Origin of the sequence: Nonomuraea sp. NPDC001831, from assembly GCF_042892035.1 — a bacterium.
GTDB lineage: Bacteria > Actinomycetota > Actinomycetes > Streptosporangiales > Streptosporangiaceae > Nonomuraea.
Genome location: NZ_JBIATU010000005.1, coordinates 286,493 through 299,922, shown reverse-complemented (window position 1 = coordinate 299,922; position 13,430 = coordinate 286,493). Strand labels below are relative to the sequence as shown.

Annotated in this window: 17 protein-coding genes; 8 read left to right on the top strand and 9 right to left on the bottom strand. The window is 73.5% G+C overall.

Annotation, left to right across the window (positions count from 1 at the left end; genetic code table 11):
- Positions 1-6: 6 nt before the first annotated feature.
- From ACFYYW_RS19275 to ACFYYW_RS19255, 5 genes are all read right to left on the bottom strand, one after another.
- A complete protein-coding gene (locus ACFYYW_RS19275; RefSeq protein ID WP_387650319.1) occupies positions 7-546 on the bottom strand; it encodes a CGNR zinc finger domain-containing protein in 540 nt (179 codons plus the stop codon).
- A gap of 68 nt (positions 547-614) precedes the next feature.
- Positions 615-1,571, bottom strand: coding sequence for a hypothetical protein (locus ACFYYW_RS19270; protein ID WP_387650317.1), 957 nt, complete (start codon positions 1,569-1,571; stop codon positions 615-617).
- A gap of 5 nt (positions 1,572-1,576) precedes the next feature.
- Positions 1,577-2,527, bottom strand: a complete 951-nt coding sequence (locus ACFYYW_RS19265; RefSeq protein WP_387650315.1) for a hypothetical protein — start codon at positions 2,525-2,527, stop codon at positions 1,577-1,579.
- Between the two features lie 73 nt (positions 2,528-2,600).
- Positions 2,601-2,963, bottom strand: coding sequence for a DUF2203 domain-containing protein (locus tag ACFYYW_RS19260; protein ID WP_387650313.1), 363 nt, complete (start codon positions 2,961-2,963; stop codon positions 2,601-2,603).
- Positions 2,964-2,972: 9 nt separating this feature from the next.
- On the bottom strand, positions 2,973-3,662 hold the full coding sequence (locus ACFYYW_RS19255) for a GntR family transcriptional regulator (RefSeq protein WP_387650591.1): 690 nt from the start codon (positions 3,660-3,662) through the stop codon (positions 2,973-2,975).
- Between the two features lie 82 nt (positions 3,663-3,744).
- Here ACFYYW_RS19255 and ACFYYW_RS19250 point away from each other — a divergent pair, with 82 nt between their 5' ends.
- Positions 3,745-5,076 (top strand): MFS transporter, encoded by a 1,332-nt coding sequence (locus tag ACFYYW_RS19250; RefSeq protein ID WP_387650311.1) that lies wholly within the window; start codon positions 3,745-3,747, stop codon positions 5,074-5,076.
- A gap of 84 nt (positions 5,077-5,160) precedes the next feature.
- Here the strand turns inward: ACFYYW_RS19250 and ACFYYW_RS19245 are convergent, their stop codons facing one another.
- Positions 5,161-6,459: an MFS transporter gene (locus ACFYYW_RS19245; RefSeq protein ID WP_387650309.1), complete on the bottom strand. Its 1,299-nt coding sequence runs from the start codon at positions 6,457-6,459 to the stop codon at positions 5,161-5,163.
- 255 nt (positions 6,460-6,714) lie between these two features.
- Between ACFYYW_RS19245 and ACFYYW_RS19240 the strand changes: the two genes are divergently transcribed.
- The 4 genes from ACFYYW_RS19240 to ACFYYW_RS19225 all read left to right on the top strand — a co-directional run bounded on the left by ACFYYW_RS19240 (position 6,715) and on the right by ACFYYW_RS19225 (position 9,009).
- Positions 6,715-7,422 (top strand): sirohydrochlorin chelatase, encoded by a 708-nt coding sequence (locus ACFYYW_RS19240; protein WP_387650308.1) that lies wholly within the window; start codon positions 6,715-6,717, stop codon positions 7,420-7,422.
- Between the two features lie 41 nt (positions 7,423-7,463).
- A complete protein-coding gene (locus tag ACFYYW_RS19235) occupies positions 7,464-8,012 on the top strand; it encodes a GNAT family N-acetyltransferase (protein ID WP_387650306.1) in 549 nt (182 codons plus the stop codon).
- 130 nt (positions 8,013-8,142) lie between these two features.
- A complete protein-coding gene (locus ACFYYW_RS19230; RefSeq protein WP_387650304.1) occupies positions 8,143-8,574 on the top strand; it encodes a hypothetical protein in 432 nt (143 codons plus the stop codon).
- Positions 8,575-8,604: 30 nt separating this feature from the next.
- Positions 8,605-9,009, top strand: a complete 405-nt coding sequence (locus ACFYYW_RS19225; RefSeq protein WP_364390070.1) for a nitroreductase family deazaflavin-dependent oxidoreductase — start codon at positions 8,605-8,607, stop codon at positions 9,007-9,009.
- A gap of 3 nt (positions 9,010-9,012) precedes the next feature.
- On the opposite strand, the gene ACFYYW_RS19220 is transcribed toward ACFYYW_RS19225, so the two are convergent.
- Complete coding sequence (locus ACFYYW_RS19220; RefSeq protein ID WP_387650302.1) at positions 9,013-9,972, bottom strand: LysR family transcriptional regulator; 960 nt, start codon at positions 9,970-9,972, stop codon at positions 9,013-9,015.
- Between the two features lie 84 nt (positions 9,973-10,056).
- Between ACFYYW_RS19220 and ACFYYW_RS19215 the strand changes: the two genes are divergently transcribed.
- From ACFYYW_RS19215 to ACFYYW_RS19205, 3 genes are all read left to right on the top strand, one after another.
- Positions 10,057-10,209: a hypothetical protein gene (locus ACFYYW_RS19215; protein ID WP_387650300.1), complete on the top strand. Its 153-nt coding sequence runs from the start codon at positions 10,057-10,059 to the stop codon at positions 10,207-10,209.
- A 44-nt stretch (positions 10,210-10,253) separates the two neighbouring features.
- Positions 10,254-10,622: a PH domain-containing protein gene (locus ACFYYW_RS19210; protein WP_352329854.1), complete on the top strand. Its 369-nt coding sequence runs from the start codon at positions 10,254-10,256 to the stop codon at positions 10,620-10,622.
- 66 nt (positions 10,623-10,688) lie between these two features.
- The gene (locus tag ACFYYW_RS19205) at positions 10,689-11,840 is read left to right on the top strand and encodes a hypothetical protein (RefSeq protein WP_387650297.1); all 1,152 of its coding nucleotides are present in this window, start codon (positions 10,689-10,691) and stop codon (positions 11,838-11,840) included.
- 14 nt (positions 11,841-11,854) lie between these two features.
- On the opposite strand, the gene ACFYYW_RS19200 is transcribed toward ACFYYW_RS19205, so the two are convergent.
- Both ACFYYW_RS19200 and glgA read right to left on the bottom strand, forming a co-directional pair.
- A complete protein-coding gene (locus tag ACFYYW_RS19200; RefSeq protein ID WP_352329858.1) occupies positions 11,855-12,223 on the bottom strand; it encodes a hypothetical protein in 369 nt (122 codons plus the stop codon).
- A gap of 5 nt (positions 12,224-12,228) precedes the next feature.
- The gene (gene glgA / locus ACFYYW_RS19195; protein WP_387650295.1) at positions 12,229-13,404 is read right to left on the bottom strand and encodes a glycogen synthase; all 1,176 of its coding nucleotides are present in this window, start codon (positions 13,402-13,404) and stop codon (positions 12,229-12,231) included.
- Positions 13,405-13,430: the final 26 nt, after the last annotated feature.

Here is a 13,430-nt window from a genome sequence, read left to right as displayed (position 1 = left end):
GTGGTGTCAGGGGGTTGGGTGGGGGCGGGCGCGGTGGGCGGCGACGCGGGCGCGGGTGGCGCAGCGGGTGCCGCAGTAACGGCGGGGGCTGCCGCCGCCCAGGTCGAGGTACGGCCGTCCGCACCCCGCGGCCGCGCACAACCCGCCCGGAACGCGCTGATGGTCGGCGACCAGCACGGCCAGGGCCATCGCCGACGAGGCCAGGAACCACTCGGCCCACGGCGCGTCGTCACCGCTGTCGACGTGCAGGTGCCAGGACGTCGTGCCCCGGTGGCTGGTCAGCCGGGGCGGCCGGGCGGTCTCGGCGAGCAGGCGGTTGAGCAGGCCCGCCGCCTCCCCTGCGTCGCGGGCGCCCAGGACGTCGCGCAGCCGGGCCGCCGCCGCGCGCATCGCGGCCACGTCGGACTCGTCGAGGCCCAGGTCGCCGTGCTCGCCGTGGCGGCGCAGGACGTCCGTCACCGAGGCGGGCGTCGGCTCTTCGTGCAGCAGCGCCACGCACAGCTCGACGGCTCTGACGGCCATCGCCCTGGTCGAGTGAACCTCCACCCGGCAAGCGTATCCACGGCGGGACTCCCCCTGCCCCGCCGCGGACGCTGCGCCGCCGTGGCGCGGGCTCAGCCGCCGCAGGCGGCGAAGACGAAGCTGTCCTTCAGGACGGTGTACCGGTCCCTGACCCGCACGGCGCCCGTCCCGGTGTCGACCTGGACGATGGTCATCCTGGACGAGCCGGACACCAGGTGCAGCGTGACCTGCGTGTCGCCGGTCCAGTCGATCATGTTGAGCTCGCCGTCCGGCAGCTTGATCTTCCTGCGCCCGGTGACCTCGTCGGTGGCGAGGTCGTAGGTGAGCAGCTCGGTCTTCCTGCCGCGGATCAGCACCGCCGCCGTGTGCCCGTCGCCGGCCAGCGCCTGCGGGCCGTTGGCGGCCACGACCTGCGGCGGCGTGACGCGTACGAGGTGCTCGCCCGTCTGGTCGCGCACGACCAGGTCGGTGACGGAGTCGTCGGACTCGATCGTGGACAGCACCTCGTCGCCGTCGCCGCTGAACCCGAGGAGGGTCTCGTCGGCGGGCACGGTGCCGAGCAGGGCGCCGTTCGCGGTGTCGAAGATCTTCGTGGCGGCGGGCCGGTCGTTCTGGATGGCGACGGCCAGCCGCGCGCCGTCGCCGGAGAGCTGCAGCGTCACCTCGTTCTGGGCGACCCGCGGCAGGGCGTCCTTCGGCATCAGCGTGACGCCGCCGCCGAGCACGCGTACGGCCAGCCGCCCGGCCTTGGTGAGGTACGCCACGCGCTGCCCGTCGCCGCTGACCGCGATCGGCGCCGGCGAGGTGACGGTGGACCTGCGCCTGGCGTCGAGCGCGACGACCTGGGCGTCGGGCAGCGTCCTGCGCCCGCCGTCGTGCATGACCAGCCGCCACTGCCCGCAGGGCCTGGACGCGCCGTCCTTGTCCGGGCAGCCCTTGACGGAGGCGTACCGGATGCTGTCGTGATCGTGGTGCGGCGCCGCCTGGGCGGCGGCCGGCACGGCGGTGAGGGCGAGCAGGGCCGCGGTCAGCAAAGGGACGATTCTCATGATGGTCACTCCCCCGGGAACACGATGGTGTGAGGGTCGGGGCCCACCTTGTAGGTGTCGGTACGGCGGGCCTGGCCGGAAGCGGGGTCGACGGTGAGCACCCGTACCACCGTCGACTTCGTGGTGCTGCTGTCGTAGGAGTAGGCGGCGAGCCTTCCGTCAGGGGTCCAGCGGGCGTGGTCGGGCGAGGCGTCGCCGGCCAGGGGGAGGTTCACGCCGTCGGAGAGCCGGGCGCTCTCCAGGTCGTACGTGCGCATCCGGGGCGGGCCGCCACGGCTGCCGCCGGAGCTGAACGCGGCGACGGTGTGCCCGTCGGGGGACAGCGCGAGGGTGACGGCGTTGGCGACGAACTGGGGGGCCGGGCTCCTGAGCACGCGGCCGTCGAGCCCGTAGGAGTACAGCCATCTGGTGCCGTCGCTCAGGTCGCGGGTGGTGAGCACCTCGTCGCCGTCGCCGCTGAAGCCGGCCGGCTCGCCCTTGACGGTCAGGCCGGCGATCCTGCCGGTGGCCACGGTGAGCACCTCGGCGTGGCCCCGGCGGCCGACGAGGACCCGGTCGCCGGCCGATGACAGGTAGAGGGCGTCGTCCGCGCCCGGCCGCAGGGACCTGGGCAGTTCCCTGACCGGGCCGCCGGCCGCCGCCCGTACGACCAGGCGGTGGTCGCGGGCGCGCTGGTAGACGATGGTCCGGCCGTCGCCGCTGAGGGCGAACAGGGAGGTCGCGCGGCCCTTGGCACGGGCCGCGGAGTCGCCGACGGTGATCTTGCGGCCGTCACGCAGGAGCAGGCGCCAGGGGCCGCACGGGGACGTGCCCTCGCCGGGCAGCTCGCAGGCGGTGACCCAGGCGGCGCGGGCCTGCGGCGGCCCGGTGTGCGCAGGTGCGGCGGCGGCCGGGAGCCCCAGCCCGCCGGCGACCGCCGGCGCGAGGAGCGCGGCGGCCGCTGAGGATAGCCTCATGAGTGGTGATCCTTTCGCTCACCTGGTTAGACCCATGGGCACGGTGGCGAGTTGGTCACATGTAGGCCACGCTTCAGGGCAGCGGGCGCCGCCCCGCGAAGCCCAGATCCGTACGGTGGTACCAGGCCAGCTCGGGCTCCCCCTCGATCCAGCACAGCCGCACCGACTCCCCGCCGAACACCGAGGGGAAGTCGATCAGCAGCGGCGCGACGCCCTTGACCTCGATCCCCTGCTCGCTCCACCGGGTCAGCGTCTCCTCGATGCGCGCCTCGATGGCCTTGATCTCGGGCAGCCCGCCGAGCCGCGACCCGCCGGCGGCCTCCCGGTCGAAGGCGATCTCGGCCAGGTCGGCGCGGCCCGCGACGATCTCCCGCGCCTCGGCGATGATGCCGGGCAGCAGGGCGCGCGCCTCGTCCAGGGTGAAGATCCGGTCCATGCGGAAACGCTACCCGTTCGGCTGGTAGGCGTGGATGAGAAGCCGCTCGGCCTCGTCGAAGTAGTCGTCGAGGTAGGCGGCCGCCTCCTCGGTGCGGCCTTCCGCCAGCAGGGCGAGCAGCGCGCGGTTGCGGTCGATGAACGGCTCGTGGAAGGCGCGCGGGTTGTCCATCACGTGGAAGACCAGGCGCAGCTCGGCGAGGAGCTGCCGCATGGTCTCGTCGAGGCGGGGGCTGCCGTGCAGGCCGACCAGCGCCTGGTGGTAGCGAATGTTGGCGGTGCCGACGCCCTGCCAGTCGCCCTGGGCGGCGGCCCGTTCGGCGTCGCGCACGGCCTCCTCGATGAGCGCCAGCGCCTGCCGCGACGCCTCGCGGCGGACGGCGGCCCCTTCGAGCACCCGCCGCATCGTGTAGAGATCGGAGACGTCCTCCACGGACGGGAGCCGGACGAAGACGCCCCGGTTGAGCCGGTGGTCGAGCAGGCGTTCGTGGCCGAGCAGGCGGAACGCCTCGCGCAGCGTGTTGCGCGAGACGCCGAGCCCTTCGGAGATGGCCTCCTCCGACAGCCGCTCGCCCGGCGGGAAGGCGCCTTCGATGATGTTGTCGCGGAGGATGTCGGCCACGCGCTCGGCCGTGCTGCTGCGGCTCAGTCTCGACCGGTGCCGGGCGAGGTCCGCGACCACGTCTTCCACGTTCGCCAGGGAATCATGGAGCAAATCTCTTGTCGAATTGTTCAACAATCCTTACGTTGAAACTATCCCCTCGACCATCTGGGAGCCTTCGATGTCAAGCTCCGCGAACCAGACCCGCCGGGTGATCATCGCCGCCCTCGTCGGCACGTCCCTGGAGTGGTACGACTTCTTCCTCTACACCACGGCCGCGACGCTGGTCTTCGGCAAGCTGTTCTTCCCGTCGCTCGACCCGCTCAACGCGACGCTGGCGGCGCTGACCACCAACGCCGTCGCGTTCGTCGCCAGGCCGCTCGGCGGCGTGGTGTTCGGGCACTTCGGCGACCGGGCCGGCCGCAAGACCGTGCTGGTCGTGACGCTGCTGCTGATGGGCCTGTCGACGTTCCTCATCGGCGTGCTTCCCGGATACGCGAGCGTGGGGGTGGCCGCGCCCGTCCTGCTGGCCGTGCTCCGCTTCGTCCAGGGCTTCGGGCTCGGCGGCGAGTGGGGCGGCGCGGTGATCATGTCGCTGGAGCACGGCGACAGCAGGCGGCGCGGCTTCAACGCGAGCTGGCCGCAGGTCGGCGTGCCCGCCGGATACGTGCTGGCCACCGGCCTGCTCGCGATCCTGTCCTTCGCCCTGCCGGACGCGGCCTTCCAGTCGTGGGGATGGCGGGTGCCGTTCCTGCTGTCGGGCGTGCTGGTGGTCGTCGGGCTGTGGGTGCGGACGCGGGTCGCCGAGTCGCCGCTGTTCTCCCGCGTCGAGAAGCACGGAGCCACGGCCAGGATGCCGCTGGTGGAGGTGCTGCGCACGCATCCGCGGGCGCTGCTGTCGGCGTTCACCGCGCGCATCGGGGTGGACGTGGCCTTCTACACCTTCACCGCGTACATCATCGTCTACCTCACCGGGCAGCTGAAGCTGGACCGGTCGGTGGCGCTGTACGCGGTGCTGATCGGCTCGGTGCTGCAACTGGGCCTGATCCCGCTGTTCGGCGCGCTGTCGGACCGGCTGGGCCGGCGGCCGGTCTACTTCGCGGGCGTGCTGGCGGCGGCCGGGTGGGTGTTCGCGTTCTTCCCGCTGCTGGACACGAAGTCGGTCCCGCTGATCGTGCTGGCGGCGGTGGTCGCGCTGGCCGCCCACGCCGCCATGTACGGCCCGCAGGCCGCGTTCATCGCCGAGCTGTTCAGCACCCGCCTGCGCTACAGCGGCGCGTCCATGGGCTACCAGGTGGCCGGGATCGTCGGCGGGGCGCTGGCCCCGATCATCGCGCTGAAGCTCTTCGACCTGTACGGCACCACCCTCGCCGTGTCCCTGTACGTGGTTGTCGCGCTGGCCGTCACCGCCGTAGGTTTGGCCATCGCCCCGGAAACCCGCGACCTGGACATCGCCGCCGGCGAGCGCGGCACGCCCAGGAGGCTGCCCGGCCAGGTGGGTCCCTTCGCCTGAGCGCGGGGGGAAGGCGGGAACGCCGCGAAGGCGTGGGCGGCGGCTGCCACCGCCGCCCACGCGCGTCCCACACGCACAGCCCTCTCAGACGGCGGTCTCGGGCAAGGTGACCCGCGGGCGCCTGCACCAGTCGCCCTTGAACGCCGCCATCGAGGCCAGGAACACGACCTGCCCGGCCAGCGCCACGGCGAGCCAGGCGCCCCAGCCGCCCGCGGAGACCACCATGGGCGAGACGATGAGCAGCACCACGATCATGACGCGGACGACCATGCCCCAGATGCCCAGCGCCGAGCCCTGCAGGCGCGACTCGACGTCCTCGGCGTTCTCGGAGAAGTTGGCCATCCACGGCACGTACGCGACGCCCATGAACAGGAAGAGCAGCGCGTAGACGGCGGTGACGTGTCCCGGGGAGACGCCGGGGCCGACCATGCTGATGAAGTAGGCCAGGGTGAGGACGGTCAGCGCGGTGCCGGCGGCCGTGAACGGCTTGCGCAACCGGAGCCGGTCGGAGACCCGGCCGACGACGACCACGGCCACCGCGTTGAGCACGATGCCGAGCGCCACCACCCGGTTGGCCCCCGCGGGCTCCAGGCCGAACGCCTCCACCAGGATCGTCTGCCCGAAGATCGCGAACGTCCAGTAGAGCACCTGCCAGCCGGTGTTGCCCAGGACGTGCGCCCACAGGTGGGGATGCCGGAACAGCTCGCGCACCCGTCCGGCGTCGATCTTCTCCTCCGCCGCGACGGCCTCCTCGGCGTCGAGCACCTGGGCCCGCAGCGCCGCCGACGGCTCGGCGATCTTCCAGATGATGACCGCGCACATGGCCAGCGACACGACGCCCATGATGATCGCCTGTGACTGCCAGGCGTCGTCGAACAGCGGCAGCGTGAACCCGGCGATGAACGAGGCCAGGAAGGACGCCCCGACCGGCCCCCACGTCCAGAACGCGAACGCCTGTGCGCGGCCGAGGCGCGGGGAGAAGTCGCGGACGAGGGAGGCGGTGATGGTGATCCCGGCGCCCTCGATGAACAACATCAGGCAGCGCACCCAGAACAGGCCCGCCACGGTGTCCACGGTGGCGAGCAGGAAGTTGCAGGCCGCCGTGACGGTGAGGGTGGGCACCAGGAGCGTGACCCGTCCCCAGCGGTCGGACAGGATGCCGCCGACGCCCGCCGACAGGCCGCCGATCAGGACCGACCCCGCGGCGAGCAGGCCGTAGACCGTGAGCGACATGCCCAGGTCCTTCATCAGCAGCGGCAGGATCGTGGCGAGCGTGGTCTCGAAGTTGGCCACCAGGCTCGCCAGCACGGCTATCGCCAGCAGGAAGATCCGCCGGCGGCCGACCGGGTACACGCTCAGCTCGCGGACATAGAACGGCTTCATTCCCATCCTCCGGGGACGGTGTGTGACTGTCGCTCTAGAACGCGTTTCTAGTGGCCTCAGAGTTGCCCTTCTCAGGGGTGTTCGTCAACGGCGGCGGCGGTCACGATGTGATCTCGATCACAGCATTCCCGTTGTGACGGAATCGCTCCCGATTCACAGAACAACCACCCGCGAATAGGCATAAACTGCGCGCCTGTGAGCCTGCCTGTACGTGAACGTTCCCCCCGGCCCGGCGGCGGCCGGCACCGTCGCCCCGTGCCCACGTCCCTGCCGCCGGACGCGCCCATGCTCGTGCTGGCCACCCCCGGCGGCACCGGCGGCGTGGCCGAAGAGATCGCGGCCGTGGTGCGGGTCGACAACCCGCAGATCGAGGTGCGGCTGACCGCCGTGGCCGACCTGGCAGACTCGCTGCCCGCGGGCCGCGACGCCGTCGTGGTGCCCCTGCTCACCTGGGACGACCCGGTCGTCATGGCCGAGATCGGCAAGGCCATCGCGGCCGCCGGCTCCGGCGCGGTCGCCACCGAGGCGCTCGGCCCCCACCCGCTGCTCGCCGAGGCCCTGCACATCAGGCTGGCCGAGCGCGGCCTGGCCAGGGCCGACCGGGTCCGCCTGCTCAACGTCTCCAGCCCCGTCGACGCCGTCATCCTCGGCACGGTGGGCGGCGAGCGCGCGGTGCACGCCGTCCAGGCCACGGCCGTGCTGCTGGCCTCCAGGCTCACGCTGCCGGTCGTCGCCGCCTCGCTGGACAGCGAGCCCGGCGTGGACGTCGCCGCCCAGCGCCTGCGCGCCGCCGGGGCCGAGCGGCTGGCCATCGCGCCCTGCCTGATCGGCCACGAGGCCCCGGCCGAGCTCGTCGAGCGCGCCGCCGCCGCCGTCGAGGCCGGTCACGCCGAGCCGCTCGGCGCGCACAGCGCCGTCGCCGAACTTGTCGCGCGGGCTTACGGCAGTCAGCTGGCGACTTGACACCCTTGTAAAGATCGCTACAGTCGCGTTACCTTCTGCGCATGCGGCGCGTGACGGTCATCGGCGAGCGAATCGGACTTCGTGACCTCACCGACGCCGACGTCGTCCCGCTGCACTCCGTCTACGGCGATCCGGCGGCCACGCAGCACATGCCGTTCGCGCCGCGCAGCGTGCAGGAGGTCGCCGCCCTGGTCGCCCAGGCCATGGAGGCGGCCGCCGCCGAGCCGCGCCGCCTCTACGTGCTGGCCGTCGTGGACGCCGACCGGCGGCACGTGATCGGCGTGGCCCGCCTGAAGATCGACCCCGACCTGCCCCACAGCGCCGAGATCGGCTTCGGCCTCCATCCCGACCAGTGGGGCCGCGGCATCGGCACCGACCTGGTGCGGCTGCTGCTGTCGTTCGGCTTCAAGCAGCTCGGGCTGCACCGCGTCTGGGGCGCGAGGTCGCCGGCCAACCTGCCCGCCCAGCTCGCCATGCTGACGGCCGGCATGGTCGAGGAGGGACGGATCCGGCACCACGTGCACACCCCGCACGGCTGGCGCGACTCCATCGTGCACGCGGCGATCCAGGACGAATGGACCGAGCGCTAGCGCCGCCGAGCGGCCCGGGCGGTGGACGGTGAGCGCCGCCGAGAAGCCCGAGCGGTGGACGGTGAGTGGCGCGCCGCGGAATTGTCGGTGGCACGTCCTACGATGAGCCTCCTCACGGAGGGATAGCCGCATGCCTGACTCGCTGATCGTGCCCCTGTTCGTCACCACCGACCTCCCGCCGCACGCGGACCTGGCCGAGTTCGGTGAGCTGCTGGCCCGCACGGCGCGGGTGCTCGGCCCCGGCGGCAGCGAGGCGGTCCTGTCCGGCACGGTGTTCTGGCTCGACCGGCCGGTGCTGCCGGGGCAGCGGCCCGCCGCCGACGACGAGCTGCGCTTCGCCGGGATGCTCGGCCATCTCGTCACGTCCGGGCCCGGCGTCCGCGAGGTGGTGGCCGGCGTGCGGCGGGCGATCGGCGCGGCGGTGACCGAGCGCTACGGCGACGTGGGCGCGGCGCCCGCCGTGTTCGCGATCCGCGACCGCGACGTGCGCGAGCGCACCCCCGACTCGGCCCTCCCGATCGACAGCCGGCGGGCCGCCGAGCTGGTCGGCGCGGCACGGTGAGGACCACCCCGCGCGGGGTAGTCCAGAGGCATGCTCTATGGCAAGGAACACGTGCAGCGCTATCAGGCCACCGACGGCGCGGAGGGGCACGACTGGAACAACACCACCGTCCTCCTCCTGACCACCAAGGGGCGTAACTCCGGCAAGCCGTACACCACGCCGCTGATCTACCAGCGGTTCGGCGACGACTACCTCGTGGTCGCCTCCAAGGGCGGCGACCCCGAAGATCCCCAGTGGTACAAGAACCTGCTGGCCCACCCCGACGTCGAGGTGCAGGTCAAGGGCGACAGGTTCAAGGCCCGCGCCCGCACCGCCTCGGAGGAGGAGAAGCCCGAGATGTGGCGGACGATGACCCGCACCTGGCCCCAGTACGACGAATACCAGGAGAAGACCGACCGCCGGATCCCGGTGGTCGTGCTCGAACGCGCCACCTAGGCGTCAGTCCTCCAAGGGCACCAGGGCCTCGTCGGCCTCGGGGAGCCAGGAGCCCGGCGGGCGGCGCAGCCAGTGGCGGGCCCGTCCCAGCTCATCGACGGCGGCCAGGAGCGCGGCGAGGCCCGGGTGCCGCAGGCCCTTGGGATGCACCAGGTTCTGCAGGCCGAGCGGCACGGGCTCGGCCAGCGGCCTGTTCACCGCGCCCGGGATCCCGCCGATCCCCACACTGGCCAGCACCGGCTCGCGATGGCGGCGCAGGTAGTGCCCCATCTCCGCGGCCCCCTCGGGCGCGGCGTGCGGCCGGGCCAGCCGCAGCCCGAACGCCTCGGCCAGCCGCTCCCCCAGGTCGCTCCACTCCCGCGTGCCGGCGTTCCCGGCCATGACGTCCAGCGGGAAGGCGGCCAGCGCGCCGAGCGGCACGGCGTCCAGCTCCGCCAGCGGGTGGTCCCGCGGCAGGAGCACGGCCAGGGGCTGCAGGCGCACCGGGACCTGGGCCAGCCGGGCGCGCACGTCCGCGGGCAGCCCGGCGAAGCGGCCGAACGACACGTCGAGCCGTCCGTCCAGCATCGCCGCCGCGCCCGCGGCCAGGCCGCCGTGGAAGCGGGCCAGCATCTCGGCGCCGGGGGCCAGTTCCCGGGCTCTGACCAGCGGCTCGGGCAGGTCGGGGCCCTGCATGGTGACGTCCACGAGCAGCGGGCGACCGGCGCCGGCCACGTCGGCGACGACCTCGTCGTGCAGCGCCAGCAGCCGCCGCGCCCCGGGCAGCAGCCGGGCGCCGGCGGAGGTCAGCTCCACCCGGCGGGTGGACCGGACGAACAGCGGCGTCCCGAGCCGGGTCTCCAGCGTGCGCACGTCGCGGCTGAGCGCCTGCTGGGCCAGGAAGAGCCGGGCGGCGGCGCGCCCGAAGTGCAGCTCCTCGGCGACGGCGACGAAGACGCGCAGCAGCCGGGGGTGCAGATCCACGACGCCACATTAACCACAAAAGCGCGTCAATCGCGATATTTCGGTGTTGGACCCGGCGCGGGCGGCACCGCGACGCTGGAAAGCATGATCCGCCGCCTCCTGACCCGCCTGCTCCGTCCCGCGCCGCCCGCTCCGGCCCAGGTCCGCGCGCTGTTCGGGCTGCCACGGCCGCCCGGCGCGTGCGGCTGCCTGCTCGACCTCCCGCACGACCCTTCCGCCCACCCGCCGGGGCCCTGAGCCCGGGGCGGAACGCGGGAGCCCGTCCCGTTCGTTGGCCGGGCATGGCTGACATCCCCTACGACCGTAAAGAGCAGTTCAAGCAGATCGAGAGCGGCCTGCTCCCCGGCGAGCAGATCATCGCCGTCTACGACGCGATCGGGGCGGGCACCGGGTTCCTGGGGCTCACGGACCGGCGGGTGATCGTGCAGGACAAGTCGTTCGTGGGCAAGCGGATCGCGATCACCAGCATCCCCTACTCCAAGATCTCGGCGGTGAGCGTCGTCAGCAACAAGTCGCTGGCCGGCGGGTTCTTCTCCTCGGGCGCCATCGCCATCCACGTCGGCACGCACACCTACGAGGTGGACTTCCGCGGCGACAACAAGGCCCACCACGTGCACAACGTCATCCTCCACTACATTTCGCAGGGCTGATCGGCGTCACGCGTGGTCTCCTGGGCAGGGTGAGCGTATTCTGCCGATGATCACGAAGGGGGCGAGGTGCGGCGTTCCGTACGTGCCCGCGTGGCCGGTCTCGGCGTGCTGCTGACGCTCCCGGCCTGCGCCGGGCCTCCCGGGCGGGACGTCCCGTCCGCTCCGGCGGTGAGTCTCACCGTCCAGGCCCGCTGCCCCCGGCCCGGCGGCGACGACCTGCGCGCCGAGCCCGTACGGTCCCCGTGGCGGACGGTCCCGGCGGGCGACGGGCACGGCACGCTCGACCGGCTCGCGGTCGCCCCCGACGGGGCGGTGTGGGCGGTGCGTTCCGTCCAGCGCGAGACGTCCGCCGGGATGGAGACGACGTCCGGCGGGCTGGGCCGGTGGGACGGCGCGCGCTGGCGCACGTACGCGCTGCCGTCCCGGATGACGGTCACCGCGGTCGGGGCGGTCTCGGGCGAGCGGGCGTGGGCCTTCGGGACCGGCGACGACGAACGTCCCGGCCTGGTCGCCGCCGTCGCGGACGGCGACGTGAGCGCCGCCACGCCGCTCAAGGAGGGCGCCTCGGCCATCGGCCTGCACGGCACCGCGGCGAGCGGCCCGTGGGCCGTGTCCGGGCGCGACGCGCTGCGCTGGGACGGCTCGGCCTGGCGCGCGTACCGGCTGCCCGCCCCGGCGCGGGCTCTCGGCGGCGAGGGCGCGGACGTGTGGACGGTGGGCCAGACCGCGCACGACCCCGCCGCCCGCTGGAACGGCGTCGCGTGGCAGGCGGTGCACCTGCCCGAGCCGGGCGCGCCCGACGGCGCGCGGTCGGCCCGGACGGAGCTCGGCGACGTGGCCGTGCTCGGGCCGGACGACGTGTGGGTGGTCGGCGGGGTCTCCTGGTTCCCGCCCGACGAGTACGACGAGCAGGGCGAGCCCCTGGAACGCCGCCGCCCGCTGGCGCTGCACTGGGACGGCTCGGCCTGGCGGTGCCGCTGGGGCCCGGAGGGCGCGGCCTTCACCGAGGCCGAGCCCGACGGCCGGGCGGGCCTGTGGGTGCTCGACTCGACCCGCTCCCGGCTGCACCACTACGCGGCCGGCCGCTGGACGACGACGACCGTGCGCGGCACGGTCACCGCCCTGGCCCGCCGCCCCGGCACGACCGAGGTGTACGCGGCGGGCTGGACCGGCCCCGAGGGCGACCTGACCAGGCCCGCCCTCTGGCTCACCCGCTGACCCGCCGCCGTCCTCTACATGCAGGTGAAGCCGTTGGGGGCGGCCCGGCAGAAGTCGCGCAGGTCGCGCAGCCAGGAGGCGGTGGCCGAGTAGTTGAGCGCCAGGTCGTCGCGGTGGAGGCGGTGGTCGTCGGGCTCCTCGGTCACCTCGCCGTCGAGCCGGACCCGCCCGTGCTCGGGCAGGCCGTCGAGGTAGTCGTCGAGGAAGGCCGCGATGCGGCTCGCGTCCGCGCCGGTGAGCGTCATGCGGCCGTTGAAGCCGAGCAGGCACGCGGTCTCGGGGTCGAGCACCCGCGCCTCCTCCAGCAGGGACAGGGTCGGACGCCAGTTCCAGGCGTTGACGCTCAGGCAGCCGCCCTCGGGGGTCTCCAGATCCCAGCCCAAGACGTTCAGTCCCGGCGCAGCGAGGCGTAGAGGTCGAGGGTGCGCCGGGCGATGCGCTCCCAGGAGAAGTGCTCGACGGCCCTGGCCCGCCCGGCGCGGCCCATCTCGGCGGCCCGCGCCGGGTCGGCCAGCAGCGCGTTGACCCGCTCGGCCAGGTCGGCGGCGAACGCATCGGGGTCGTGCGGGGTGCCGTCGGGGCCCTGGTCGATCGGCACCAGCAGGCCCGTCTCGCCGTCGGCGACGACCTCGGGGATGCCGCCGGTCGCGGTGGCCACCACCGGCGTCTCGCAGGCCATGGCCTCCAGGTTGACGATGCCCATCGGCTCGTAGACCGACGGGCAGACGAAGACCGAGGCGTGCGTGAGGAGCTGGATGACCTCCGGCTTGGGCAGCATCTCCGAGATCCACAGCACGCCGTCGCGGTCGAGGCCGCGCACCAGCCCGGTCACCTCGGCGGCGATCTCCGGCGTGTCCGGCGCGCCCGCGCACAGGACGAGCTGGGCCGCCGGGTCGAACGAGCGGGCGGCGTGCAGGAGGTGCACCAGGCCCTTCTGCCGGGTGATGCGGCCGACGAAGATCACGTAGGGCCGGTCGGGGTCGACGCCGTGCTTCTTCAGCACGTCGAGGCCGGGGTCGGGGGCGTACTGGGCGGTGTCGATGCCGTTGTGGATGACGGTGACCCGGCCGGGCGGGATCTCGGGGTAGGCGGCCAGCACGTCGCGGCGCATGCCCTCGCTGACCGCGATCACCGCGTCGGCGGCGGCCAGGGCGGTGCGCTCGGCCCACGACGAGACCGTGTAGCCGCCGCCGAGCTGCTCGGCCTTCCACGGGCGCAGCGGCTCCAGGCTGTGGGTGGTGACGACGTGCGGCACGCCGTGGAGCATCTTGGCGACATGCCCGGCGAAGTTGGCGTACCAGGTATGGGAGTGGACGACGTCCGCGCCCTCGCAGGCGGCGGCCATCTCCAGGTCGACGCCGAGCACCTGGAGGGCGGCGTTGGCCCGCTCCAGGCCGCCGGGCACCCGGTAGGCCGACACGCCGGGCTCCTCGCGATCGGCTCCGAAGCAGCGCACCCGGACGTCGGCCAGCTTGCGCAGTTCCCTGGCCAGGTACTCCATGTGCACCCCGGCGCCGCCGTAGACGTCCGGCGGGTACTCCCTGCTGAGCAGATCAACACGCATGCCCACGACCTTACGACGCGCCGGGC

Bases quoted from the DNA above. Each gene is read 5' to 3' on its own strand.
- ACFYYW_RS19235 (WP_387650306.1), top strand. From the start codon at position 7,464: ATGCGGCGCGTGACGGTCATCGGCGAGCGAATCGGACTTCGTGACCTC.
- ACFYYW_RS19270 (WP_387650317.1), bottom strand. From the start codon at position 1,571: ATGAGAATCGTCCCTTTGCTGACCGCGGCCCTGCTCGCCCTCACCGCC.
- ACFYYW_RS19250 (WP_387650311.1), top strand. From the start codon at position 3,745: ATGTCAAGCTCCGCGAACCAGACCCGCCGGGTGATCATCGCCGCCCTC.
- ACFYYW_RS19230 (WP_387650304.1), top strand. From the start codon at position 8,143: ATGCCTGACTCGCTGATCGTGCCCCTGTTCGTCACCACCGACCTCCCG.
- ACFYYW_RS19265 (WP_387650315.1), bottom strand. From the start codon at position 2,527: ATGAGGCTATCCTCAGCGGCCGCCGCGCTCCTCGCGCCGGCGGTCGCC.
- ACFYYW_RS19225 (WP_364390070.1), top strand. From the start codon at position 8,605: ATGCTCTATGGCAAGGAACACGTGCAGCGCTATCAGGCCACCGACGGC.
- ACFYYW_RS19245 (WP_387650309.1), bottom strand. From the start codon at position 6,459: ATGAAGCCGTTCTATGTCCGCGAGCTGAGCGTGTACCCGGTCGGCCGC.
- ACFYYW_RS19215 (WP_387650300.1), top strand. From the start codon at position 10,057: ATGATCCGCCGCCTCCTGACCCGCCTGCTCCGTCCCGCGCCGCCCGCT.
- glgA (WP_387650295.1), bottom strand. From the start codon at position 13,404: ATGCGTGTTGATCTGCTCAGCAGGGAGTACCCGCCGGACGTCTACGGC.
- ACFYYW_RS19210 (WP_352329854.1), top strand. From the start codon at position 10,254: ATGGCTGACATCCCCTACGACCGTAAAGAGCAGTTCAAGCAGATCGAG.
- ACFYYW_RS19260 (WP_387650313.1), bottom strand. From the start codon at position 2,963: ATGGACCGGATCTTCACCCTGGACGAGGCGCGCGCCCTGCTGCCCGGC.